At 59.7% G+C, this 21024-nt stretch carries 25 protein-coding genes; 11 read left to right on the top strand and 14 right to left on the bottom strand.

The genetic code is table 11. From position 1 onward, the window contains the following. Positions 1 to 35: 35 nt before the first annotated feature. Positions 36 to 1682 (bottom strand): GMC family oxidoreductase, encoded by a 1647-nt coding sequence (locus NH234_RS18120; protein WP_367253694.1) that lies wholly within the window; start codon positions 1680 to 1682, stop codon positions 36 to 38. A gap of 133 nt (positions 1683 to 1815) precedes the next feature. Here NH234_RS18120 and NH234_RS18115 point away from each other — a divergent pair, with 133 nt between their 5' ends. Further along, on the top strand, positions 1816 to 2703 hold the full coding sequence (locus NH234_RS18115) for a LysR family transcriptional regulator (RefSeq protein WP_085731984.1): 888 nt from the start codon (positions 1816 to 1818) through the stop codon (positions 2701 to 2703). Positions 2704 to 2802: 99 nt separating this feature from the next. Next, the gene (locus NH234_RS18110; RefSeq protein ID WP_367253692.1) at positions 2803 to 4065 is read left to right on the top strand and encodes an MFS transporter; all 1263 of its coding nucleotides are present in this window, start codon (positions 2803 to 2805) and stop codon (positions 4063 to 4065) included. Positions 4066 to 4096: 31 nt separating this feature from the next. On the opposite strand, the gene NH234_RS18105 is transcribed toward NH234_RS18110, so the two are convergent. Genes NH234_RS18105 through NH234_RS18075 form a run of 7 tightly spaced genes read right to left on the bottom strand, consistent with a single transcriptional unit; the run spans position 4097 to position 9997 of the window. Next, the gene (locus tag NH234_RS18105) at positions 4097 to 5464 is read right to left on the bottom strand and encodes an ATP-binding protein (protein ID WP_085731982.1); all 1368 of its coding nucleotides are present in this window, start codon (positions 5462 to 5464) and stop codon (positions 4097 to 4099) included. Beyond that, positions 5461 to 6123, bottom strand: a complete 663-nt coding sequence (locus NH234_RS18100) for a response regulator (RefSeq protein ID WP_085731981.1) — start codon at positions 6121 to 6123, stop codon at positions 5461 to 5463. The genes NH234_RS18105 and NH234_RS18100 overlap by 4 nt, the downstream gene beginning before the upstream one ends. An 11-nt stretch (positions 6124 to 6134) precedes the next feature. Further along, positions 6135 to 6416: a tetratricopeptide repeat protein gene (locus NH234_RS18095; protein WP_085731980.1), complete on the bottom strand. Its 282-nt coding sequence runs from the start codon at positions 6414 to 6416 to the stop codon at positions 6135 to 6137. Then, entirely contained in the window at positions 6382 to 7191 is an 810-nt protein-coding gene (locus NH234_RS18090) for an SDR family oxidoreductase (RefSeq protein ID WP_367253690.1), read from the bottom strand. Before NH234_RS18090 ends, NH234_RS18095 begins: the two co-directional genes overlap by 35 nt. Then, positions 7178 to 7852 (bottom strand): TenA family transcriptional regulator, encoded by a 675-nt coding sequence (locus NH234_RS18085; protein ID WP_367253688.1) that lies wholly within the window; start codon positions 7850 to 7852, stop codon positions 7178 to 7180. Before NH234_RS18085 ends, NH234_RS18090 begins: the two co-directional genes overlap by 14 nt. Further along, positions 7849 to 9330, bottom strand: coding sequence for an AMP-binding protein (locus tag NH234_RS18080; RefSeq protein WP_367253686.1), 1482 nt, complete (start codon positions 9328 to 9330; stop codon positions 7849 to 7851). Before NH234_RS18080 ends, NH234_RS18085 begins: the two co-directional genes overlap by 4 nt. Next, positions 9320 to 9997, bottom strand: a complete 678-nt coding sequence (locus NH234_RS18075) for a thermostable hemolysin (RefSeq protein ID WP_367253684.1) — start codon at positions 9995 to 9997, stop codon at positions 9320 to 9322. The genes NH234_RS18080 and NH234_RS18075 overlap by 11 nt, the downstream gene beginning before the upstream one ends. Positions 9998 to 10205: 208 nt before the next feature. Here NH234_RS18075 and NH234_RS18070 point away from each other — a divergent pair, with 208 nt between their 5' ends. Further along, a complete protein-coding gene (locus NH234_RS18070) occupies positions 10206 to 10760 on the top strand; it encodes a cytochrome b (protein WP_367253682.1) in 555 nt (184 codons plus the stop codon). A gap of 209 nt (positions 10761 to 10969) precedes the next feature. Here NH234_RS18070 and NH234_RS18065 read toward each other — a convergent pair whose 3' ends face one another. Next, a complete protein-coding gene (locus NH234_RS18065; RefSeq protein ID WP_085731974.1) occupies positions 10970 to 11548 on the bottom strand; it encodes a DUF4337 domain-containing protein in 579 nt (192 codons plus the stop codon). A gap of 512 nt (positions 11549 to 12060) precedes the next feature. Here NH234_RS18065 and NH234_RS18060 point away from each other — a divergent pair. Then, on the top strand, positions 12061 to 12423 hold the full coding sequence (locus tag NH234_RS18060; RefSeq protein ID WP_367253680.1) for a hypothetical protein: 363 nt from the start codon (positions 12061 to 12063) through the stop codon (positions 12421 to 12423). A 68-nt stretch (positions 12424 to 12491) separates the two neighbouring features. Here the strand turns inward: NH234_RS18060 and NH234_RS18055 are convergent, their stop codons facing one another. Next, positions 12492 to 12893, bottom strand: a complete 402-nt coding sequence (locus NH234_RS18055) for a hypothetical protein (protein WP_256576014.1) — start codon at positions 12891 to 12893, stop codon at positions 12492 to 12494. 247 nt (positions 12894 to 13140) lie between these two features. Here NH234_RS18055 and NH234_RS18050 point away from each other — a divergent pair, with 247 nt between their 5' ends. Then, positions 13141 to 13410, top strand: a complete 270-nt coding sequence (locus NH234_RS18050; RefSeq protein ID WP_085731972.1) for a hypothetical protein — start codon at positions 13141 to 13143, stop codon at positions 13408 to 13410. 144 nt (positions 13411 to 13554) lie between these two features. Here NH234_RS18050 and NH234_RS18045 read toward each other — a convergent pair whose 3' ends face one another. Next, positions 13555 to 14661 carry a DNA alkylation repair protein gene (locus NH234_RS18045; RefSeq protein WP_367253678.1) on the bottom strand — a complete coding sequence of 369 codons (1107 nt, stop codon included), beginning with the start codon at positions 14659 to 14661 and terminating at the stop codon, positions 13555 to 13557. A gap of 2 nt (positions 14662 to 14663) precedes the next feature. Beyond that, entirely contained in the window at positions 14664 to 15269 is a 606-nt protein-coding gene (locus NH234_RS18040; RefSeq protein ID WP_085731970.1) for a glutathione S-transferase, read from the bottom strand. A gap of 413 nt (positions 15270 to 15682) precedes the next feature. Between NH234_RS18040 and NH234_RS18035 the strand changes: the two genes are divergently transcribed. The 3 genes from NH234_RS18035 (at position 15683) to NH234_RS18025 (ending at position 18237) form a co-directional block, all read left to right on the top strand. Further along, positions 15683 to 16087 carry a TraR/DksA C4-type zinc finger protein gene (locus tag NH234_RS18035; RefSeq protein WP_007935965.1) on the top strand — a complete coding sequence of 135 codons (405 nt, stop codon included), beginning with the start codon at positions 15683 to 15685 and terminating at the stop codon, positions 16085 to 16087. Positions 16088 to 16315: 228 nt separating this feature from the next. Continuing rightward, positions 16316 to 17920 carry a methyl-accepting chemotaxis protein gene (locus NH234_RS18030; protein WP_367253675.1) on the top strand — a complete coding sequence of 535 codons (1605 nt, stop codon included), beginning with the start codon at positions 16316 to 16318 and terminating at the stop codon, positions 17918 to 17920. A gap of 113 nt (positions 17921 to 18033) precedes the next feature. Further along, entirely contained in the window at positions 18034 to 18237 is a 204-nt protein-coding gene (locus tag NH234_RS18025; RefSeq protein ID WP_367253673.1) for a hypothetical protein, read from the top strand. Between the two features lie 6 nt (positions 18238 to 18243). On the opposite strand, the gene NH234_RS18020 is transcribed toward NH234_RS18025, so the two are convergent. Beyond that, the gene (locus NH234_RS18020; RefSeq protein WP_085687730.1) at positions 18244 to 18480 is read right to left on the bottom strand and encodes a DUF2789 family protein; all 237 of its coding nucleotides are present in this window, start codon (positions 18478 to 18480) and stop codon (positions 18244 to 18246) included. A 39-nt stretch (positions 18481 to 18519) separates the two neighbouring features. Beyond that, positions 18520 to 18783 (bottom strand): hypothetical protein, encoded by a 264-nt coding sequence (locus tag NH234_RS18015; protein WP_367253671.1) that lies wholly within the window; start codon positions 18781 to 18783, stop codon positions 18520 to 18522. 406 nt (positions 18784 to 19189) lie between these two features. On the opposite strand from NH234_RS18015, the gene NH234_RS18010 reads away from it, so the two are divergent. The 3 genes from NH234_RS18010 (at position 19190) to NH234_RS18000 (ending at position 21004) form a co-directional block, all read left to right on the top strand. Continuing rightward, positions 19190 to 19660, top strand: coding sequence for a hypothetical protein (locus NH234_RS18010; protein WP_085711422.1), 471 nt, complete (start codon positions 19190 to 19192; stop codon positions 19658 to 19660). 5 nt (positions 19661 to 19665) lie between these two features. After that, positions 19666 to 19863 carry a hypothetical protein gene (locus NH234_RS18005; RefSeq protein WP_085731966.1) on the top strand — a complete coding sequence of 66 codons (198 nt, stop codon included), beginning with the start codon at positions 19666 to 19668 and terminating at the stop codon, positions 19861 to 19863. A gap of 127 nt (positions 19864 to 19990) precedes the next feature. After that, the gene (locus tag NH234_RS18000) at positions 19991 to 21004 is read left to right on the top strand and encodes an ABC transporter substrate-binding protein (protein WP_367253668.1); all 1014 of its coding nucleotides are present in this window, start codon (positions 19991 to 19993) and stop codon (positions 21002 to 21004) included. Positions 21005 to 21024: the final 20 nt, after the last annotated feature.

Below are 21024 nucleotides of genomic sequence, written 5' to 3'. Positions count from 1 at the left end.
CCACTGGTGTTGCGTGTCCGGGTGATGCGCGATGTCTACAGGGTGTGGGCCATTTCCGTTTTCGGTGTGATGTTCCTTGTCTCGGGGTTGAGCATCAGCTGTGCCGCTTTTTCAGCAATCATCAGCGTAGGCGAACAGGTGTTGCCGGAGGTAATGCGCGGCATGATCGACGCATCGGCAATTCGCAGCCCCGGCACGCCATGCACCCGCAACTGCGCATCGACCACCGCGTCCGCGTCGTTGCCCATGCGACAAGTGCCGACCGGGTGGAAAATCGTCGTGCCGATCTTCGCCGCCGCCTCGTGCAGTTGCTCCTCGGTTTGCAGGCTGGCACCGGGCAGGTACTCCACCGGGTTGAAGGCTTGCAGGGCCGGGGCGCTGACGATGCGCCGGGTCAGACGGATCGCATCGGCGGCCACGCGCAGGTCTTCGGGGTGACTGAGGTAATTGGGCTGAATCAACGGCGCTGCTTGCGGATCGGCGGAGCGAATCTCGATGCGGCCACGGCTCTGCGGCCGCAAATCACACACCGATGCGGTGAACGCGGGGAAGCTGTGCAGCGGTTCGCCAAAGCGCTCCAGCGACAGCGGCTGCACGTGGTATTCGAGGTTGGCCGAGGTCTGTTCCGGCCCTGAGCGGGCAAACGCGCCCAACTGACTCGGCGCCATCGACAACGGCCCGCTGCGGTCATACAGATAGCGCAGGCCCATGCCCATCTTGCCCCACACGCTGCCGGCGATCTGGTTGAGGGTGCGGGCATTTTCCAGTTTGTAGATCAGCCGCAGTTGCAGGTGATCCTGCAGATTGCCGCCGACGCCCGGCAGTTCATGCACCACGCCGATACCGAGCTTTTCCAGCAGCGGACGCGGGCCGATTCCGGAGCGTTGCAGAATGCTCGGCGATCCTATGGAGCCGGCGCACAACACAATCTCCTTGCGCGCCTTGAAGCTTTTCACCTGACCCTGCAAACGGGCGCTGACCTTCGAGGCGCGACCGTCCTCGAACAACACGCGATCCACCTCGACGTCGGTCAACACCGTGAGATTGGCCCGATCGCGAATCGGCTTCAGAAAAGCCTTCGCCGCATTCCAGCGCACCCCGGCCTTCTGGTTGACCTGAAAGTAACCGCAGCCCTCGTTGTCGCCCTGGTTGAAGTCATCGATGCTGGCGATGCCGCTCTGTTCGGCAGCGTTGCGAAACGCATCGAGAATCGGCCATGACAGGCGCTGGCGTTCGACCCGCCATTCACCCTGGTCGCCATGGAAATCCGCCGCGCCGGCGAAGTGGTTTTCGCTCTGCTTGAACAGCGGCAGAACATCGCTCCAGGCCCATCCCGGATTGCCCTCGGCGGCCCAACCGTCATAGTCATTGGCCTGCCCACGCATGTAGATCATGCCGTTGATCGACGAACAGCCACCCAGCACCTTGCCGCGCGGATAACTCAGCGCGCGGCCATTGAGGCCCGGTTGTTCTTCGGTCTTGAAGCACCAGTCGGTGCGCGGGTTGCCGATGCAGAACAGGTAACCCACGGGGATGTGAATCCACGGGTAGTTGTCGCGCCCGCCGGCCTCCAGCAACAGTACGCGCTGCTGCGGATCCGCCGACAGTCGATTGGCCAGCAAACACCCGGCCGGCCCGGCGCCGACCACGATGTAATCGAATTCATCAAGGGAAGTCTGCATTCCCTGACCTCGCTTATTGTTTTTGTTGTCAGTCATCCTAGTTGTTAGCTTTCGTTAAAAGAATGTTAGTTTTTGCGCAGCCGCTGTGCGTTTTCAAACAGCGCTTCCTGACGATAGCCCACAAGGACAAGCCATGTTCGACTGGAACGACCTGCGGTTCTTTCTTGAGCTGCAACGCAGCGGTCGCTTGCTCACGGCCGCCCGCCGCCTGAACACCACCCACGCCACCGTCGCCCGGCATATCGAGGCCATCGAAAAAAGCCTCGGCACCGCGCTGTTCGTCCAGCATGCCCAAGGCTACGAAATGACCCCGGCGGGGGAGGCGCTGCTCAAACACGCCGAAGCCATGGAAAACGTCGCGCTGCTGGCCCAGGAAGAAATCACCCAGTCCACCGCGCCGCTGGGCAAAATCCGCGTCGGCGTGACGGAAGGGCTGGGCATCATGTTTCTCGCCAGCCGCATGATCGGGCTGTTCGAGCGCTATCCGGGGCTGGAAGTGGAACTGGTGGCGGTGCCGCGCTTCGTCAGCATCCTCAACCGCGAGGCGGAAATCAGCATTCATCTCGAACGGCCGGCGGCAGACATGCTGGTCACCCGCAAACTCACCGATTACCGGCTTGCGCTCTATGCCAGCCGCGTTTATCTCGACAGCGCGCCGCCGCTGCGCAGTCGCGAGGATCTCGGGCGGCATGCGTGGATCGGCTATGTCGATGATCTGCTGTTCAGTCAGGAGCTGATGTTTCTCAACAGCTTCTGCCGCAATCCGCGCGTGGTGTTTCACAGCACCAGCGTGATCGCCCAGCAACAGGCAGCGCGTTCGGGGCTGGGGATTGCGGTGCTGCCTTGTTATATGGCGGCGGCCGATCCTGATCTGGTGGCACTGTTGCCGGACGAGAGCATCGAGCGCAGTTACTGGATCAGCACTCGGCGGGAGTTGCACAAGTCGGTGCGGTTACGGGTGGTTTGGGATTATGTGGTGGGGTTGTGTGAAGGCGAGCGCGAACTGTTGATGGGCCGGTAAAGGACGGCTGTTTCATGCAACTAAAACGCCCGGCAAAAGGTCATTCAAATTGCGGAGGTTGAGTCATCTCGCAGAACCTCGACAACGAAGACGCTTCCCGTGGCCACTCACCTTGATCGCCGCAATAACCTGTCCCTCGACAGCCTGAATTTCTTCCTCGCCGACGTACGCGACGGGCTCGGTCCTTATCTGGCGATTTATCTGCTGGCGGTTCACCACTGGGAGCCGGCGAGTATCGGGCTGGTCATGACGATTGCCGGGATCGCCGCGCTCATCACCCAAACCCCGGCGGGCGCGCTGGTCGACAGCACACGCTGCAAACGGGCATTGATCGCGATTGCTGCGCTGGTGGTGACCGGAAGCTGTCTGCTGCTGCCGTTCGTGACTTCTTTCAGCCTGGTGGCTGTGACGCAAGCCATCAGTGCCGCTGCCGCATCGATCTTCGCCCCGGCCATTTGCGCAATCACTCTCGGGATCACCGGGCCTCGCGCCTTCACGCGAAGAACCGGACGCAACGAAACCTTCAACCACGCCGGCAACGCCTGCGCCGCACTGCTGGCCGGTTTGTCCGCGTATCTGTTCGGCCCGGTCGCGGTGTTTTATTTGATGGCGGTCATGGCGCTGGCCAGTGTGATTGCCGTCTCGTTCGTATCGGCCGACGCCATTGACCACGATCTCGCACGAGGTCTTTCACCCAGCGAATCGGGGCAGGGCAAGCAGCCTTCGGGGCTTTCCGTATTGCTCACTAACCGGCCGCTGCTGATGTTCGCAATTTGCTGTGCGCTGTTTCATCTGGCGAATGCGGCGATGTTGCCGCTGGTGAGTCAAAAACTGGCACAGGCCAATCTGCAGATGGCCACGCCGCTCACGTCCGCCTGCATCATCGCGGCGCAACTGGTGATGGTGCCGGTTGCGCTGCTGGTGGGGGCGAAAGCCGACCTGTGGGGGCGCAAGCCTTTGCTACTGGCGGGTTTTCTGATCCTGCCGCTGCGCGGTGTGTTGTATGTGCTGTCCAACGATCCGTGGTGGCTGGTTTCGGTGCAACTGCTCGATGGTATCGGCGCGGGGATTTTCGGCGCGCTGTTTCCGGTGGTGGTGAAAGACCTGACGCAGGGGACCGGGCACTTCAACGTCAGCCTCGGGGCGATTTCGACGGTGTTCGGTCTGGGGGCGGCATTGAGCAACAGCCTGGCGGGGATTGTGGTTCAGGAGGCAGGCTACAGCGCTGCGTTTCTGACGTTGGCGACGGTGGCGATGGCAGCGCTGGTGCTGCTTTGGGTGGCGGTGCCGGAAACCTTGCCGCGCTCCCGAATGGAATCCGCCGAGTCAAACGCTGCCGCACGGCCAATCGTGTCATCTTGATTTCTCTTCTGAACGGCAAACCGCGCAATACTCAGCCGACCGGAATCGACAACGTCGCCCGTAACCCGCCCTCTGCCCGGTTGGCCAGCGTGATGCGTCCGTGCAAGCGCGTTGCGATGGTATTGACGATGGCCAATCCCAGTCCTGCCCCCTGCGGATTGCCACGACTGTAAAAGCGCTCGAACAACCGGGGCCTGTCCGCTTCATCAATGCCTGGCCCCTGGTCCTCGACACTCAGGTGATAGAAGCCGTCTGCCTGATGAAGAAACACTGAAATCACGCCATGCTCGGGTGAGAAATTGGCGGCATTGGTGATCAGGTTGTTCAGCGCGATGTCGATGACGGCCGCATCGGCGTAAACGTTGAAAGGGTGGTCGCTGGTATCGAATGCCACTTCCAGATGCCGGCTCAGCAGCCACGGCGCAAGTTGCACCAGCGTGTTGCGCACGGTTTCGCCGAGGTCGATTCGTGGGTGGACGGGCGCGTCAGCCTTGGGCTCCAGGCGGGCCATGGTCAGCAGCTGGTTGACCAGGCGGCTGGTGCGGTCCACGCCTGCGATCAGGAAATCCAGCGATTCGCGCCGCTCCTTTTCGGTGCCGGCTTCCTGCAGGTTTTGCGCATGCAAACGCAACACGGCGAGCGGCGTGCGCATCTCATGGGCGGCATCGGCGATGAAGCGACGTTCGCGCCCCAGTACTTCCTGAATCTGCGCAAGCATGCGATTGAGCGCCGCCTGCATGGGTTCCAGCTCGCTGGGCAACGGCGTCAGTTGCAAGGGCTCGAGGGAACCACTGTGCCGGGCACGAAGTGTCGCCGCCATATTGGCCAGGGGCTTGAGCCCCCAGCCGATGGCGAGCCAGACCATTGCCGCGAGGATCAGGCTGCCGACTACGTTCGGCCATAGCGTGTGACGGACGATGCGGTCGACCAGGTCGGCACGGACATCACTGCGTTCGCCGGCCCAGATACGGAAACCGTTCTGCGGGTCTTCGAGGATGAAGGCTCGCCACTGGCGCTGGTCAAGGTCCACCACATCGCTGAAGCCAGGCTGGGACGGTGGCGTGGTGAAAGTCGGTGCGCTGGCGGTGTGTACCAATACCTCGCCCCTGGCGTTCCACACCTGAAAGGCGAGCTTTCGCTCATAGGGATGACCGTCGCCCCGAGGGACCCCTTCAGCCAGCGCAGCGTTGAAGGCGCGGTACAGGTCCGCGTGTTCGTGCCCCGTCAAAGGCATGCGCATGACGCCCTGCAGCAGACGCGCGTTCTGCGCCAGTTGCGCGTCGTAGACTTCGGCGATTTCATGGTTGCTGTCGTGCAGGTTGAACACGCTGAGTACCAACAGGCCGGCAAGCAGGAGGCCGGTTATCAGGGTCAGGGTACGACGACGGATCGAGGTCATTGACGCTCCTCCACCAGATACCCCACACCACGGATGGTACGGATCAGCTCGGTGGAGAATTTTTTCCGCAGATGGTGAATGTGCACTTCCAGGGTGTTGCTTTCGGCTTCTTCGTTCCAGCCATAGAGCAGTCGCGTCAAGTGATCGCGGGTCAGGACCCGCCCCGGCGGCGACAACAATTCATGCAGCAGTTGATACTCCTTGGGCGTCAGCACCACCGGTTCGCCCAGATAGCTGACTTGCTGGGTACCGGGGTTGAGGCTGATGCCGGCATGCTCGATCAGCATCTGTGCGCGGCCGGCGCTGCGCCGCAGCAAGGCGCGAAGACGTGCCTTGAGCTCTGCCAGATCAAAGGGTTTGACCAGGTAATCGTCGGCACCGGCGTCGAGACCGGCGATGCGATCCTCGGTGGCATCTCGAGCGGTGAGGATCAGCACCGGCAGGTTGGCGCCGCTGGCACGGACCCGACGCAGTACATCCAGGCCGTCCATGCGTGGCAGGCCGAGATCCAGCACCGCCAGGTCAAAGGATTCACTGAGCAAGGCGTGCAGGGCGCTGCTGCCATCCTTGAGCCAGTCGACGGTATAACCTTCGCGACCCAGCGCCTGGTGAATGCCTTCACCGAGCGCAACGTCATCCTCAATCAGTAATAAACGCACACGGACTCCTGTCATTCGAGTTTCTTGTTCACGTCCACCAGCAACGCGTCGATTTCTTTGTAGCGCCCTGCATCGGCACTTTCCCGGCCAGGACGGGGAGCGGCCTGCCGGGCCTTGAGCAGCGCTGCCCTGGCTTCAGCGTAGCGTTTTTGACGGTAGAGATGATCGCCCCGGAAGTACAGGCTGTCGCTGCTGATCGACGGCGTCCAGTGCCCAGACTGTGTGAGGCACCCAGCAATATAGGCGCGAAGAGTCGTTTCATGGCTTTGGCGCCTCGCTGTCGATTTTTTCACTCAAGCGACGGATCAATGGCAACTGCTTGCGCAGACCGCGATCCACCAGAATGGGCAGCAGGCTGTTCAGGCGCACGAAAAACCGCTCGGGCCAACCCAGATAAAGGTCGCGTCGATCACCGACAATCGCATGCACCACTGCAGCGGCCACGGTTTGCGGGTCGTCGACGCTGGCGTTGAGCGCATCGTTCAGTGCTTGGGCCGCGAGACTGTTCATCGATGTGCGGGTGGCACGGGGGGCGACGTACAGCACGCCGACGCGGGTGTCTGCCAGTTCGCGGCGCAAGGCTTCGGAAAATCCGCGCAAGGCGAACTTGGTTGCGCAGTAACTGGCGTAGCCTGGGTAGCCGATCGAACCGTAGGTCGAGCCGACATTGACCACCATCGCGCTATCAGCCTGCTTGAGTAGTGGCAGCAACAGTCTGGTCAGGCAGATCGGCGCACTGATGTTCACCGCCAGCATCGCGTTGATTTCGCTGTCGTCGAGCTGTTCGAGCATGGCGAAGTGATTGATCCCGGCTGCGTTGATCAGCAGGTTGAGGCCGCCAATCGCCTCGGCGGCGGCCAGCACCTTGCGCCGGTCGCTCAGAAACGTCAGATCGGCGGCGACCCAGCACAGGTTCTGCGGATAACGCTCAAGCAATGGCTGCAAAACTGCCTGATGCCTTGCGACTGCCAGTACCTGCGCGCCGGCTGCGCAAAGGGCGTCGGCGATGGCCAGGCCGATGCCGCCGCTGGCACCGGTCAGGACCACCCGGGTTTCATGCAACTGCATGATGGGCCTCCGCATCGCGGGGCAGGCCACGGAACATATCGGCATAGAGGTGATAGACGACTTTTGAGGCGTGGATCACCGCGGCCTGGTCGGCGGGATCCTGCAACTGATTCATCAGGTGCCGATAGGTTTGCATGTGCTCGATGTCGAGTGCGCCGTGAGAACTGAGATAACTGAAAGCGGTTTCCGGCAACCCCAGGCGCTCGCGGATACTGCCGGCCGCATGGGTGGCCAGGGCGATGCTGGTGCCTTCCAGCACATTGACCATACCGAACAGACCCACCGGGTTACCCCGAGCGATCAGATCGTAAAGGAAGCTGACCATCAACTCGATCGGCAGTGATGGCTGCCCGTCACGCACAGCCTCCCGGTCGCCGCCACAGGCTTCGATATCGTCGAGTACCCACTGTTCATGACCATATTCGTCCTCGATGTATTCGCACACCGCTTTGCGCAGCCATTCAAGGTGCGTCGGTAGGCGAGCGCCGCACGCCATCATCAGCGGTACGGTGTGGCGTACGTGGTAGTAGGCCTGGGCAAGAAATGCCCGGTAGCTCTCAAGGCTGACCTTGCCCTGCAGGGCGTCGAGGATGATCGGCAGGTTGAACAGCGCGTGACGCTCCTCGTGTGTGGCTTCTTGCAGGGTGTCGAAAAAACTCATGATGCGGACTCCCGAGATTTGGCGAATTCAGTCAGTTGCGCCTGGTACAGCGAAACAATGGCGTCACGGCGTGGGCGACCATTGGCGGTGAGCAGACCGTTGGCCGAAGTGAAGGGGTGCGTCAGGCGTGTCCAGTGGTGCACCTGGGCATAGTCGGGCAAGGTCTCGTTGGTGGCGGCGACATCGGCCGCCAGTTGCGCATCGGTACACGCCGGGCTGTGTGGCCAGAGCAAGGCGTGGTTATGTGGCATGGCTTCGCCGTAGACGAAGGCCTGAGCGATGTGACGGCGTTGGGTCAGTTCCGATTCGACCCATTCCGGGTTGACGTTGCGCCCGAAACTGGTGACGAACTGATGCTTCTTGCGACCCTTGAGATAGAGAAAACCTTCCGGGTCGAATTCACCCAGATCACCGCTCGGCCACCATTGCTCGGTGCAGGCCGGCTCACCGAGATAACCGAGCAGGGTCGCCCCCTTGACCAGTACCTCTCCGTCTTCGGCCAGGCGCACCTCCACATGGGGCAGAGGGTGCCCGACGCTTCCCGGACGGCGCGCCCCGGGACGATTGAGGCAGACCACCGAGGCGCACTCGGACAATCCGTAACCCTCGTACACGGGCAGGCCCACTCGTTGGGCTCGGTGCAACAGATCTTCGCAAACCCGCGCACCACCGACCGCAGCAAAACGCAGGGATTGCGGATCGAAGACTTTCTGTTCGGCGGCACTGACCAACAGCAACAACAGTTGCGGCACCAGAATCAGGCTTTCGGGTGCCCGACTGGCCAGACAGCCAAGCAGGCGCGGCAGGTCGACACTGCTCGCCCCCTGGATGCCCAGGGTCTTCTGGCTTGGCACACTCAGTGTCGCGCCGGCATACAACGCGGCGTAGCAACCGAGGTTTTCCAGCAGAATCGCCAACGGCAACAACGCCAGGTGATGGCGCGGTGCGTTGGGTTTGCTGGCCTGATCGAGTTCGCGCGCTACCCGAAGCAGGCTGTCCGCGCTCAGACACACGCCTTTCGGGGTGCCAGTGGTGCCGGAGGTAAATGTCAGTTTGGCGGTGCCGGCGAGCACCCCACTGGGACCGCTGAAGCGGCGGTGCCAGAACTCGCCGTGTTGTTCATACCCCGCGGCGCTTAACTCTCGCTCCTGCTCCGGCCCCGCGATCACCCATTCAGCCTTGCTTTGCAACAGGCAATGGGCGCGTTGTGCCGGGCTGAAAAACGGTGGCAGAGTCACGCACGTCAAACCTTCGAACAGCACCGCCAGATCCCAGAGCATTGCCTGGACCCCGTTTTCCAATGCCAGCGCAATGACCGTCACGTGCTCATCGCGCAGACGTTGCTGGCGATACATCACTTCGCTGTACAGCGTCGTGTAATCGAGCTTCAGGTTGTCACCCCACAGCGCGATAGTGTTGTCGTTGCGCCCGGCATGGCTGCGCAGGGTTTCCTGGAATTGTTGCCGTTCAAGCGACATGGCAGGCTCCTTCCAGCGAGGTCTGCAGTCCAAGCCGGGTAAAAAGGCCGATATTGCGTAAATGAAAGAAGCCTGCGCGGATATTGCCGACATGCACCCAGGGCTTGCTTTCGTAATAACTGCCCCAGTGTTGACGCTCGTCACCCAGGCGTTCCGGATCCGCGGCGCACAATGTCACGGGTTTGAGGCCCAGACGATGGAAGCTGTTGACTAGCCCGACATTGCCGGTGAAGGTCACCCATTCCAGGCCACCCATGGCCAGCAGATAGGTGATGGCGATGATGCTCATACGCGCGCTGCCGGTATCGCTGGAGGCGAGGTTGCCGACTTCGACAATGTCGCGGCGCTCCACCGGTCGACCGGCAGAGGCACTGATCAAAGGTTCGATAGGCTCGTCCAGATAACGCTCCAGAAACAGCGGTTCAAGATGGGCGCGGCGTACCCCGGCCACCGCGCACAACTCGCCATCGCCGGTGTGAACACCGAACAGCTCGGGCATGAAGTGCCGGATATCGGCGCCATAGGCCTTGCGGAACCGATGCTGGATGAAGGCTTCGAACGTCTCTCGCAGCGCATCGTCCGGCAAGGCGCCGTTCAATGTCATCGGCGGGGTTTCGGCCTGGCCGAAGTGCAGGGGCAGGGGAATGTTCCAGACGGAATCGGGCATGGGCTTAACACCTCCCTCATTAGGTTCGAGGGAAGTATCCAAACCATTTCTTAACGAAGTCTGAAGGTGAAAAAAAGTTAACGAGCAGTCTATCTTCAGACTGCCTTAAGACTGGGCAGGCAGGGTGGCACCGTCGGTTTGCCCGGCAACAAGATCGAGACAGTCGAACGAATCGACCGTCGCCCACGACAATCACGAGGCGCTTCTTATGACCCGCGACAACACCGTAACCCGTTATGGAAAACTATCAATCACGCTTCACTGGCTGATGCTGGCGCTGTTCGTCGGCGTGTATGCCTGTGTTGAAATCAAAGGTTTTATGCCTAAAGGCAGTGAAGCCCGAGGTCTGCTGATGGGCCTGCATGGCGCATTTGGTGCGGGTATCTTCGCCCTGGTATGGATTCGCCTGCTCGGGCGCCTGACGCCGCAGCCGCCGATCACCCCCAAGCCGCCAGCCTGGCAGACCGGCATATCACACCTGATGCACCTGGCGTTGTACGTACTGATGATCGTCACTCCGGTACTGGCCTGGCTGATGCTCGCCGCTGCCGACAAACCGTTTCCGTACTTCGGCTTCCATCTCCCGGCTCCGGTGGCTATCGATCCGGACTTTGCCAAACGACTCAAATACTGGCATGAACTGCTGGGCAGCACCGGCTACTGGCTGATCGGTCTGCATGCGGCGGCGGGGCTTTTTCACCACTACTGGGTGCGGGATAACACCTTGGTGCGGATGTTGCCGGGGCGCAGCAATTCGCAGTAGGCCCGTTCGAGTCAATCCCTGGAAGGTCGCCATTCTGGCACCTGCCCGCCGCAAGACCGCGCCGAGAATGATGTCAGGGGCATTGGCGGTGAAGCAGGCATTGGAGAACGTGGAACCGAAGGGGCTGGGGCCGTTCCCAAGCGAAAAGGAACAGATTCATGCACTGAATCTGTTCCTTTTTTCGTCGGCTTCAGCGGTTTCTACCTCATTCAGATATGCAACCAGGCCAGCGAGCCCAGCATGACCCCCAAGCCCGCCGCGCCAAACGAGACGCGCCTGAGCCACTCCTTGCGCGTCAGCAGGGTGATGGCCGCCAGTGAAATGGCGATTTGAATGGCTGTCATGGCCTGGGCCCAGCGGTGATGCTGGTGCAAAACCTGCTCTGACTTCTCGTCCCACTCTCGCGCCTGTTGCTCCAGAGTTTCCGCCTTTTTGCGGGCTTCCTCTTTCTGCTCCGCATAGCGCCGAGCCTCGGCAACGTAATGAGCGGAATCAAGTCCCGGAAGATGGCTGGCCAGTTCCGACAGGTTCTGCCGACTGGACTTGGCCTGGTAGTAGTTCCACTCGTTGGCGGCTTCGGTTTTCTGGATGGCGGCGTTGTTTTTGTCCATGGCCGCTTCACTCTCCGTCGAACCGGCCTGATAACTCATCAAGGCGCCGACCGTCGCCATGATCGCCGTCATGACCGCGATCTTGCTGGCAAAGCGATCACCTTTTGCGTGGGCATGATGGGTGGTGTGTTCAACGTGTTGCTCGTGAGGACTGGGGACTTCGAACTCTTCAGGCATGACGGTCGGACTTGGGTTGATGGAGAAAATTGCGCGGATTATGCCGGGTGGCCGGTTTTTTAGACACAGGGGACTGGCGGTGTCTGGATGAAAGCTGACGAGCTGATTTACGTAGTCCCGTCGGACTGCGAAACAGTTTTTTGTCAGGCATTAAACACGGAATACGTGGCCTGTTTATTCGAGGTCTTTCGTCACATCCCGATGCCCACAACGCCTTGCGCCACGCCCTACACCTAAGACAGAATCCGCCGGCTTGTGCGTCTGGCGCTCCCTCCGTAACTTGATTCCCGTCACTGCCCATCAGTGATCGGGTCTGCAAGCCCGCCGGAAAAACCAGTCGCACAGCCCTGCCAAAAGGACGCTCGTTTGTGTCCGCCCAATGGCGGCTTTGTGCGGGAGACCTTCGGGTCTGCCGGGTGCCTGGTTTCCCGGTCTTGCAGACCCGCACTTGGCTGCCACCCATCATCTGCAAGTGATGCTGGTAGCTCCTAATCAAAATCAGGAGTTTCACCATGATCAAACCAACACCGAATCCGCCAGAAACTGATCCGGTCTCACCCTACAAATTTCCCGATTCCCGAATCTTGAACGAAGCCGCAGAACGCGCCCTCGACCATTACCTGACCCCGCAACAACGCATCATGGGCAGCCACACCACACACGACCCCATGTTCCTGGCCAACCCCGCCTACAACAGCGAATCGCTGTTGGCCAACGCCAGCGAATCCCTCGATTCCGCTAGCGAAATGCTCAGCAACTTCGCCGCCATCCTTGAGCCTGCACATCGCAAGACTGCTTTGGGCATCGCGCAAGTGGTCATGGTCGCGGGGTTGGCCGTGAATCAGGCGCTGGATAAGGTAGAACTGAAAGCGTAGAGGCTGCCCTCAAGGAAAAGGGAGCAGATTCATTACCTGAATCTGCTCCCTTTTTTTGTTCGATGAGCTCAGCCGTTGGCGCCTGCTCGCTTTTCCGCCGTCACGATGCAAGCCTTGTAGAAATTGGAATGGAAATCGCTGATCGCTTTCTGCTGCAAGCTCTCGCTTGAGTACTGAGGAATCGCGTACGCCTCGCGAATCAGCGTCTTGAACAACTCACCCACATACTCGTTCTGCTTGGCTGCCGCTTCGGCCAGTTCCCACACCGAATCCATGGGCGCGCCTTGCTGCCTGCTTTTCATGACCTGTTTGGCCGAGTTTTCTATTCGTTGGCACTCTTCGAGCTCTTCCTGCGGCACAGGAGAGGCGAGAGCGGAAAGACTGATGGTGAAGGTTATTGCTGCTGCAGCAAGAGATCGTTTGTGCACGAGGTGTCGTCCGTGATTTTGAGGCTGAACCTTATCATTCATGGCGTGGCGCCACCATTGCGCGCAGGGTGATAGACAGGAAAAGAACCCGACGCGTTGCCCGAGTCGTGAGCGTTCAAAAAGATCTCTCCCCTCACTCCATCAGCTTGTCAATAGCACAGTTGAGCGACTGTGCAGCCGGCAGCGCGGTGGTAGGCTTTTTACGAGCGCCCGATCTGTTCAGATTATTGATTAAGGCAGGTCAGGCCAATGCACAAGACGCATGTCAGATAACTGAAAGGATTCGAAAATGAAAAAGTCCATCACTGCTCTGGCCGTATCCGCAACGCTCGCTTTCACCGCCACCGTTGCGAATGCTTCTGTACATCCGATCACCATTAAGGCTCCTCAAACTGTCAATCAAATAACAGCTTCTGTTGGCACGCCTTTCGGTACCCAACAAACAGCGGGTGAAATCCACATGGCCAGTCTGGCCAGAAGTTGCTCCGATGATCGATATTCCTGGTGGGAATACAGCGGTTGGGAAATCGTCGGCTGTCTCGCAAGCGGCCAGTGGTAACTGTGCAGATGGGCCTGGTGCGTGACTTGCGTGGCGAGTGCGCACCAGCGCTTGTTGTGAGGTTGGTTGTGATTCAGGTGCTGGATCAGGAACTCAACGCATAAACTCAATTCCGAGCCAAAAGGGCGAAACTGTCTTTTATAACTATGAAGTGAGAATGTTAACGGCAGTACTCCCCAACCGCTCCCCATTAACCATCACATGCACCGCATGCTCCCCCGCATAGTGCTTGCGCGTGGTGAAGTCCTTGATCACTTGCCTGCGCGACACTAGCTCACTCCCAAAACCCGCAAACATCAACGTCTTCAACTTGAAAACCTTGGTCGAAGTCCCGCCATTCGCCTTCACATAGTCAATCGCGTAATCAATCACCAACCGCTGTTCCACCGGCACCAACGACCGAACCGTAAACGACAGAGTGATCGTCTCACCAAGCCGCACAACTGCCGGCTCCACCTTCACATCCAGCAACTCAACCTCAGCCTTGGCCCCCGCACCAATAACAGTGAGAGCCCGCATAACGCCCTGTTTGATCAAACTCCGCAACGCATGTTTGGCAATCCAAGCCGTGTGCTTGTTCTCCAGCGCCCATCCCTCAACCGTATCCAGCACCCACTCCGGATGCTCCTTGGTCACGTCATTCAAATGATTCGCCACGGACTTGCGCACGTACAAACTCTCATCCGCCTTCAACCGGTCAAGAATCCCTGCGGCCAGGTGCGGGTTTGCCTGCACCGGCTCCAGGCGAAACGACCATGGGAGGCGAGGGCGGCTGCCTTCGCTGGCGAGGCGGCGGACGTGGTGGTTTTCGTCTCGTGCCCAGTCGTGCATCAGTTCCAGCGAGCGTTCCAGGTCGTTGCGCAGGAAGTGGCGGATGGCGAATTCGGAAGAGCCGAAGGTGGTGAAATACTTCAGGGCTTCCATTGAAGTGTCGAACGCGTGCGCGCCGTAGCTCGCGACGTAGTGCGGCAGGCACATGCTGACGAAGCCGCTGTTCAGGCGTGGAGCGAGTTCGCGTAGTACGTCGAGGGAATCGGCGTAGTCCAGTGGCAGCACGGCGTGCAGGCTTTCGCTGACGCGGGCCATGCGTTGCATGACCGAAAGGTCGGCTAGGCCGTCGTTGGCGTGCTTGAGAAAGGCCTTGGCCTTGAACGCCGGGTACACGGCGCTCATTTCTGTGGCGATATGTTGCAGGCGCTCGGCGTTGAAGATTTCTTTCAGGGCCGGGGCGGCGGTTTCAGTGGCGCTCATGGTCAGGTCATCGGTGTGCTGATGAACGCCTGGGTGCTTTCGGCGTACTCGGTGTATTGGGCGATGCGCGGGAAGCGCTCCGCGTCGATTTGGTCGGGGACGACGAGGCCGGTGAAGCTCCAGGCGACGGCGAGGGTGATGCCGTCCTGTTGGAGCGGGCCGTCGGTGGGCAGCGGGTGTTTTTCGAGTTCGTGTTCGAGGGCGGTAAAGGCGGCGGCGAGTTGGCCTTCGACGCGTTCGACCCATGGTTGATATTGAATGTCGGCCGGGCGCAGGTTGCGCTCGTAGTAAAGCTGCACGGCTTTTTCGCAGGCGGCGAGGCCGAGACCGATCAGGCGCAGGGCTTTTACCCGTTGCGACAGGTCGGCGGGCAGCAGGGTTTTGCCGATCAGGGCTTCGAGGTAGTCGAGGATCAGGGTCGAGTCGATCAGCACTTCGCCGTCATCGAGCACCAGAGTCGGCGCCTTGACCACCGGATTGATCTGCTGGAAGCGCTCGAAGTGACGGAACACCGACACCGGATCGTGTTCCAGTTCGATCCCCAGGCACTTGGCGGAGATCGCCACGCGGCGCACGTAAGGGGAGTCCAGCATGCCGATCAGTTTCATGACGCGTTCCTTCAAGTCAAACCGGGGAGAGGGCATAACGTAGCTGAGGTTGGGGGGATTTGTCAGTCTTTGCGATGGGGTGGGTTTTGCGGTGACCGACCGTAACGAATTGCGACAAAGCGCCGCTCGTCCACCGTTTGTCTTCTATATACAGCCGCTCGACTGAATTTCTTGCTATAAACGCACTCCGATGAGCGCTGTGAAGCTTGTGTCAGAGCAGTTTCCGAGCCTTGTCGGACAAATTCCCGGTATTTACAGTTGCTGAGGCCTCAAACGGGCCTTAGACTGCCGCCCCTTCGTAAATTGAGTGCCGGGTGGCGTTTGCAATAAACGATGCCTTTCCGATGACCGCAGGCGGTTCGCCGGAACGCTCCCTAATTCGCCTTAATGCACGTTTTTTTATAGAGATATCAATGACAAAGGACAAGTTGCTGGCCATGCCGGCAGATGACTACATGAATGCCGAGCAACACGCTTTCTTCAGTGAGCTGTTGCAGAACATGAAAGTCGAAACCCACGAGCGCATTGAGCAGAACCGTATTGCCATCGAGAGCCTGGACACTCCGGCTGACCCGGCGGACGCCGCCTCGGTGGAAGAAGAGCGCACTTGGCTGGTAAACGCGATCGATCGCGACCAGCGCATGCTGCCTCAACTGGAACAAGCCCTTGAGCGTATCAAGGAAGACAGCTTTGGCTGGTGCGACGACAGCGGCGAGCCTATCGGCCTGAAACGCCTGCTGATCAGCCCGACCACCAAGTACTGCATCGAAGCTCAAGAGCGTCACGAGCAGATCGACAAGCACCAGCGTCAGGCCTGATTCCTGAGGCGACCCCTTCAATGCGGGTCGTCGCGAAAAGATCGCAGCCTTCTGCAGCTTTTGTTCAAAGCGGCAGAAGGCTGCGATCTTTGCTTTTTCTCGTCTGCCGGAAACACCCGCACCGTTCCATTGACCTGCCACAGACCCACGACTAACGGACCATGGATAATGGCCTTGTAGTGGCGTTTAATGCAGTCACAACAATGAGAACAAGCGTGGGGTAACAAAATGACGAGAGATGGATCTCTGGTTGCGGCTCTGCCTGCACCAGTTGTTTTGCCGAAGAATCGCTGGCTGACGCCGACCTTGCAGAGCATCGCCCTGATGCTTTTGCTGGCCGGGATGACCTTCGGCGAATGGCCGTTATACGTGGGTATGCCGCTGGCGGTGCTGATTGTCTGGCTGCCGCGCCTGCGCTCCCGTGCGGTCCCCGATGCGCAGCCGGTCGATAGCAGCAACGCGATGTCCGAGCTGACTCGCGACCTTTCCTACACCACCAGTCATAACGCGCTGTCAGCTGCCGGTGTGGCGTTTTCCGTCAAGGAACTGGCCGGAAAACTGCAATCGCAACTCGATGCTGCCGCTCAGATCGTCAACAACGCAGAAGTCATGATCGCCACTGAGCAGGCCACTTCGCAGCTCAGTCGTGAAGCATTGGGTGCTGCCAGCGAAGCCCATTACAGCAGCGCGGCGGGGCGCACCGAACTGGTGGATTCGATCTCGCGCATGCATCAACTCAGCCAGCGTGCCAATGCCAGCCGCGAATTGATCGAAGCCTTGAGCCAGCGCAGCGATGACATCCAGCGCGTGACGCTGGTCATTCAGTCCATCGCCAGCCAGACCAACCTACTTGCATTGAACGCCGCCATTGAAGCGGCCCGGGCCGGCGAACACGGTCGCGGTTTTGCGGTGGTGGCGGATGAGGTGCGCGGCCTCGCGGCTCGCACCGCGACGGCCACTGGCGAAGTGGGTGAGATGGTCGCCGACATTCAGCAACGCACGGCGCAGGTGGTGGAGCAGATCCGCCAGCTCTCCGACGATTTGCACACTGGTGTCGAGCAGGTCGAACACACCGGGCAGCACCTGGAAAACATCGCGCGCTTGGCTGCCGGGGTTGAAACCCAGGTCGGCGAAATCGCCCGGGGTGCCGAGACCAACCGCGAACAGCTTGACAGCCTGTTCACCGCCATCGAGCAGATGCGCAGCGATCTGGCGATCAGCGATCAGCAGACCCGGCGCCTGGCCGAGGCGGCGGTGCAGATGGAGGGACAGGCGGAAACCATCAGCGAGCGCCTGGCCGAAGTCGGTCTGGATGACTATCACCAGCGCATCTACGACCTGGCCCGCGAAGGTGCGAGCCAGATTGCCGCGCGCTTCGAGGCCGATATCGAGCAGGGGCGGATCAGTCTGGAAGATTTGTTTGACCGCCAGTATCAGCCCATCCCGAACACCCAGCCTGCCAAGTTCCAGACTCGTTTTGACCGCTACACCGATCAGGTGCTGCCGGCGATTCAGGAGCCGTTACTGCCGCGCCACGAAGGCCTGGTGTTCGCCATCGCCTGCACGCAGCAAGGTTATGTGCCGACCCACAATCAGGTGTTCAGCCAGCCGCTGACCGGGGATGTGCAGGTCGATACCCTCAACAATCGCACCAAACGCAAATTCGCTGACCGCACTGGCATCCGTTGCGGCAGTCATCAGCAACCGGTGCTGTTGCAGACCTACACCCGCGATACCGGCGAGCTGATGCACGACCTGTCGGTGCCGATCATCGTCAAGGGTCGCCACTGGGGTGGATTGCGTCTGGGCTACAAACCGGAGAAGCCGCGCTGAGGCATTGTTGCCGGAACTGCAATTAAGCTGTGCAGCGGCGTTGCTGTTTCCTCTTGATCCACTTCATTAACATGCCTACATAGTTAGGTTGCTAATGAAGTTGGGAGGTCAGCATGCAATGCAGAGTCGATGTCGCGGTGATGATCGGCAGTGGTGTACCCGCCGGACTGCGCGCGATGGGGCAAAGTGTCTGCTGGGTGGTGCTGCTCAATGGCGAGCAGCGCGGCACCGCTTTCGCCAGTCGCGATGAAGCCGAGGAGTGCAGGGCGGCGTGGCTCGCGCAGTTGGACGCCAGACCAGAGAACAGCCTGCACTGATCGAAATCATTTGCCCCGGTGCAGGCGCACATTCAGCTCGTCGACCATCACCGCTTCTTCGCCATCGGCACGCAGCCATTCCTTGAGCAACTGCGCTTGTTGCGGGCTCCAGAAGTCGGCGTCGATCAACTTGGTATCGGCTTCCAGCGGATGGGCTTCGATGAAATCGTCAATCGCCGCTTCCTCCGAAGGCAGCCCCAATTGATCGAACAGGGTTGTCAGGTTGTAGGCAGGCAGTTCCATGGTGTACTCCTTGAAGGATGGCGGGATCGATCACTCTCTTTATCTGAGGTGCTCGCTGGTCAGGAGTTCGATTCGCGATTCCAGAGAACGGGCGAGGGCGCAGGCGGCGTTATGATCTTCGCGGAAACCTCTGACAAGCCCCGTCGACTTTTCCCTGATATGGAAAAAGCTGTTGCCCGCCGGGACCACCTGAAACAACGGCTCCCGTCCACAAGGATCGATTGTAGGATCAGTCTCGAACACTGGAGTGTTCAAGGCAAAGACGGGTTCGTGATTCACGGCAAAATGCGTCAAAGTGCACATATGAAGTCCTTTTCATGGATTGACCCGCATTTACAGACGGTTGCGGGTAGTCGTGAGCGGCGTCGCTGCTCTAGAATCGCCAACACCTGTTGACGGCATGACGTTATCTAAAGCAATTTTTTGCGTGCGATATGTCGGAAAAGTGCTTTTCTTGGTGGGTTTTTTCCCTAAAGTTCGTAGTCAGTTTTCTCTGGCCGACCGTGAGGCGTTTTCCTTCAACATTTGGAGAACGTCTTTGCAGGTTTCGCGAGTGGCATTCCAGTAGTCTTGTGAACCTCGCGTTGAATGAGCACTTGGCTCGTTCAGGCTTTTATTCGAGTCATTACGCAACATCATCGGCCTGGCCGTTTTTAACGTCGTGCGCGTTTTTCGCGTGCGGCACTCTTTCAAGTGTGGGGATGTTTCTTTGGCAGTCAGTAACCTCGATATGCATGCTTTGTTCGTGCTGGGTGATTTGCGGGCAAAGCTGGTCAAGCAGTTTCAATCGCGTTTTGTTTACATCACCGAGCAAAACGCCGAAGGCATTTACGTTGCCGAAATCGACACCGAAAGCGCATTGGTGGTCGACGACAAGCCCGGCCTCAAGCTCAAGGTCGGCGATCATTTCAGCGCTTCGGTACTGCCCAGCCGTGAAGGCGGCAAGATGGATATCCGTTTTCGCGAGATCAAGATGACCGTGTACGGACTGGGCGACTATGCCTTCGTCAGCACGGCCGACGGCCATGCCATCGTGTTCAAGGAAGGTCACAGCGCGGTCACCGTGTTCGCTGCCAATGAGCAATTGCAGGAAGGCCTGACCAAGACCCTGAAAGCCGTCACCGCCAAAGCCGCCAAATGGCGCAAGGGCGAGCTGGTGACCTTCAAGGCCAGCGAGTGACAGCTGTGAGTCGCGCCGATTTCCATCTGCAGAACCTCGACAGCGCCCGCGACGAAGCCCGGCGCCTGTTCGATGCAAAGGCCGAATTGAAGGGTGCCTGGCTCGGTTGGGTCGCCTCGCAGATCTACGCTTTGCAGCCTGCTGAATACGCCAGCATGGTCAGACGCGAGCTTCAACGCTTGAAGGAAATGTCTGAAAAGTAGCCTCGTCCGTGTGATGCCCCTGAAAAAGCAGGAACCTCGTCTACAGTCAGTTGACTGAGTATTCAGAGGCTGGCGGTCTTCTGTCAGGCCATCCTGCTATTGCTGTGAACAGCACGAGGTGCAAAGCATGAACGGATTTCGACGGTGGCTGGCCGCAGGGCTGGCCACAATGGGCTTGATAGCTGCGGTGCCGGCGGCCAATGCGGCACAGACCCCGATTCACTTCGCGGACCTGAACTGGGAAAGCGGCAGCCTGATCACCGATGTCCTGCGGATCATCGTCGAGAAGGGTTACGGCCTGCCGACGGACACGTTGCCAGGCACCACCATTACCCTGGAAACCGCGCTGGCCAACAATGACATTCAGGTTATCGGTGAGGAGTGGGCCGGGCGAAGTCCGGTGTGGGTCAAGGCCGAGGCTGAAGGCAAGGTCGCCAGCCTGGGCGATACGGTCAAGGGTGCCACCGAAGGCTGGTGGGTGCCGGAGTACGTGATCAAGGGCGATGCCGCCAAAGGCATCAAGCCGCTGGCACCGGACCTGCGTAGCGTCAGTGACCTGAAGAAGTACAAGGACGTATTCAAGGATCCGGAAACCCCGAGCAAGGGGCGGTTCCTCAACAGCCCGATCGGCTGGACCTCGGAAGTGGTGAACAAGCAGAAGCTCACGGCTTATGGGCTGCAGGATGACTTCACCAATTTTCGCAGCGGCTCCGGCGCGGCGCTGGATGCCGAAATCAGTTCGTCGATCCGCCGGGGCAAACCGGTACTGTTCTATTACTGGTCGCCGACGCCGTTGCTCGGCAAGTTCAAACTGGTACAGCTGGAAGAGCCGCCGTTCGACGCCGAGGCCTGGAAGACCCTGACGGACGCCGACAATCCCAATCCGAAACCGACCCGTTCACTGGCTTCGAAGCTATCGATCGGGGTATCTACGCCATTCCAGAAGCAATACCCACAGATCGCGGCGTTCTTCAGCAAAGTCGATTTTCCGATCGAGGATCTGAACAAGGCACTGGCCGAAATGAGCGAGAAACACACCCCGCCACGGGAAGCGGCGGAGGCGTTCATGAAGGCCCATCCGGATGTTTGGCAGGCATGGTTGCCGAAGGATGTAGCAGACAAGGTTCAGGCAGGTTTGTAGTGAGGGAGCGTGCTCCCTCG

Source organism: Pseudomonas sp. stari2, assembly GCF_040760005.1.
Taxonomy (GTDB): Bacteria; Pseudomonadota; Gammaproteobacteria; order Pseudomonadales; family Pseudomonadaceae; genus Aquipseudomonas.
The sequence above is the reverse complement of the archived record's forward strand: the minus strand, read 5'-3'. Positions and strand labels throughout refer to the sequence as shown.

What these genes read in the sequence shown, in the direction of transcription:
- NH234_RS18120 (WP_367253694.1), bottom strand. Translation starts at nt 1,682, where the DNA reads ATGCAGACTTCCCTTGATGAATTCGATTACATCGTGGTCGGCGCCGGG.
- NH234_RS18115 (WP_085731984.1), top strand. Translation starts at nt 1,816, where the DNA reads ATGTTCGACTGGAACGACCTGCGGTTCTTTCTTGAGCTGCAACGCAGC.
- NH234_RS18105 (WP_085731982.1), bottom strand. Translation starts at nt 5,464, where the DNA reads ATGACCTCGATCCGTCGTCGTACCCTGACCCTGATAACCGGCCTCCTG.
- NH234_RS18090 (WP_367253690.1), bottom strand. Translation starts at nt 7,191, where the DNA reads ATGCAGTTGCATGAAACCCGGGTGGTCCTGACCGGTGCCAGCGGCGGC.
- NH234_RS18085 (WP_367253688.1), bottom strand. Translation starts at nt 7,852, where the DNA reads ATGAGTTTTTTCGACACCCTGCAAGAAGCCACACACGAGGAGCGTCAC.
- NH234_RS18080 (WP_367253686.1), bottom strand. Translation starts at nt 9,330, where the DNA reads ATGTCGCTTGAACGGCAACAATTCCAGGAAACCCTGCGCAGCCATGCC.
- NH234_RS18075 (WP_367253684.1), bottom strand. Translation starts at nt 9,997, where the DNA reads ATGCCCGATTCCGTCTGGAACATTCCCCTGCCCCTGCACTTCGGCCAG.
- NH234_RS18070 (WP_367253682.1), top strand. Translation starts at nt 10,206, where the DNA reads ATGACCCGCGACAACACCGTAACCCGTTATGGAAAACTATCAATCACG.
- NH234_RS18065 (WP_085731974.1), bottom strand. Translation starts at nt 11,548, where the DNA reads ATGCCTGAAGAGTTCGAAGTCCCCAGTCCTCACGAGCAACACGTTGAA.
- NH234_RS18060 (WP_367253680.1), top strand. Translation starts at nt 12,061, where the DNA reads ATGATCAAACCAACACCGAATCCGCCAGAAACTGATCCGGTCTCACCC.
- NH234_RS18055 (WP_256576014.1), bottom strand. Translation starts at nt 12,893, where the DNA reads ATGAATGATAAGGTTCAGCCTCAAAATCACGGACGACACCTCGTGCAC.
- NH234_RS18050 (WP_085731972.1), top strand. Translation starts at nt 13,141, where the DNA reads ATGAAAAAGTCCATCACTGCTCTGGCCGTATCCGCAACGCTCGCTTTC.
- NH234_RS18045 (WP_367253678.1), bottom strand. Translation starts at nt 14,661, where the DNA reads ATGAGCGCCACTGAAACCGCCGCCCCGGCCCTGAAAGAAATCTTCAAC.
- NH234_RS18040 (WP_085731970.1), bottom strand. Translation starts at nt 15,269, where the DNA reads ATGAAACTGATCGGCATGCTGGACTCCCCTTACGTGCGCCGCGTGGCG.
- NH234_RS18035 (WP_007935965.1), top strand. Translation starts at nt 15,683, where the DNA reads ATGACAAAGGACAAGTTGCTGGCCATGCCGGCAGATGACTACATGAAT.
- NH234_RS18030 (WP_367253675.1), top strand. Translation starts at nt 16,316, where the DNA reads ATGACGAGAGATGGATCTCTGGTTGCGGCTCTGCCTGCACCAGTTGTT.
- NH234_RS18025 (WP_367253673.1), top strand. Translation starts at nt 18,034, where the DNA reads ATGCAATGCAGAGTCGATGTCGCGGTGATGATCGGCAGTGGTGTACCC.
- NH234_RS18020 (WP_085687730.1), bottom strand. Translation starts at nt 18,480, where the DNA reads ATGGAACTGCCTGCCTACAACCTGACAACCCTGTTCGATCAATTGGGG.
- NH234_RS18015 (WP_367253671.1), bottom strand. Translation starts at nt 18,783, where the DNA reads ATGTGCACTTTGACGCATTTTGCCGTGAATCACGAACCCGTCTTTGCC.
- NH234_RS18000 (WP_367253668.1), top strand. Translation starts at nt 19,991, where the DNA reads ATGAACGGATTTCGACGGTGGCTGGCCGCAGGGCTGGCCACAATGGGC.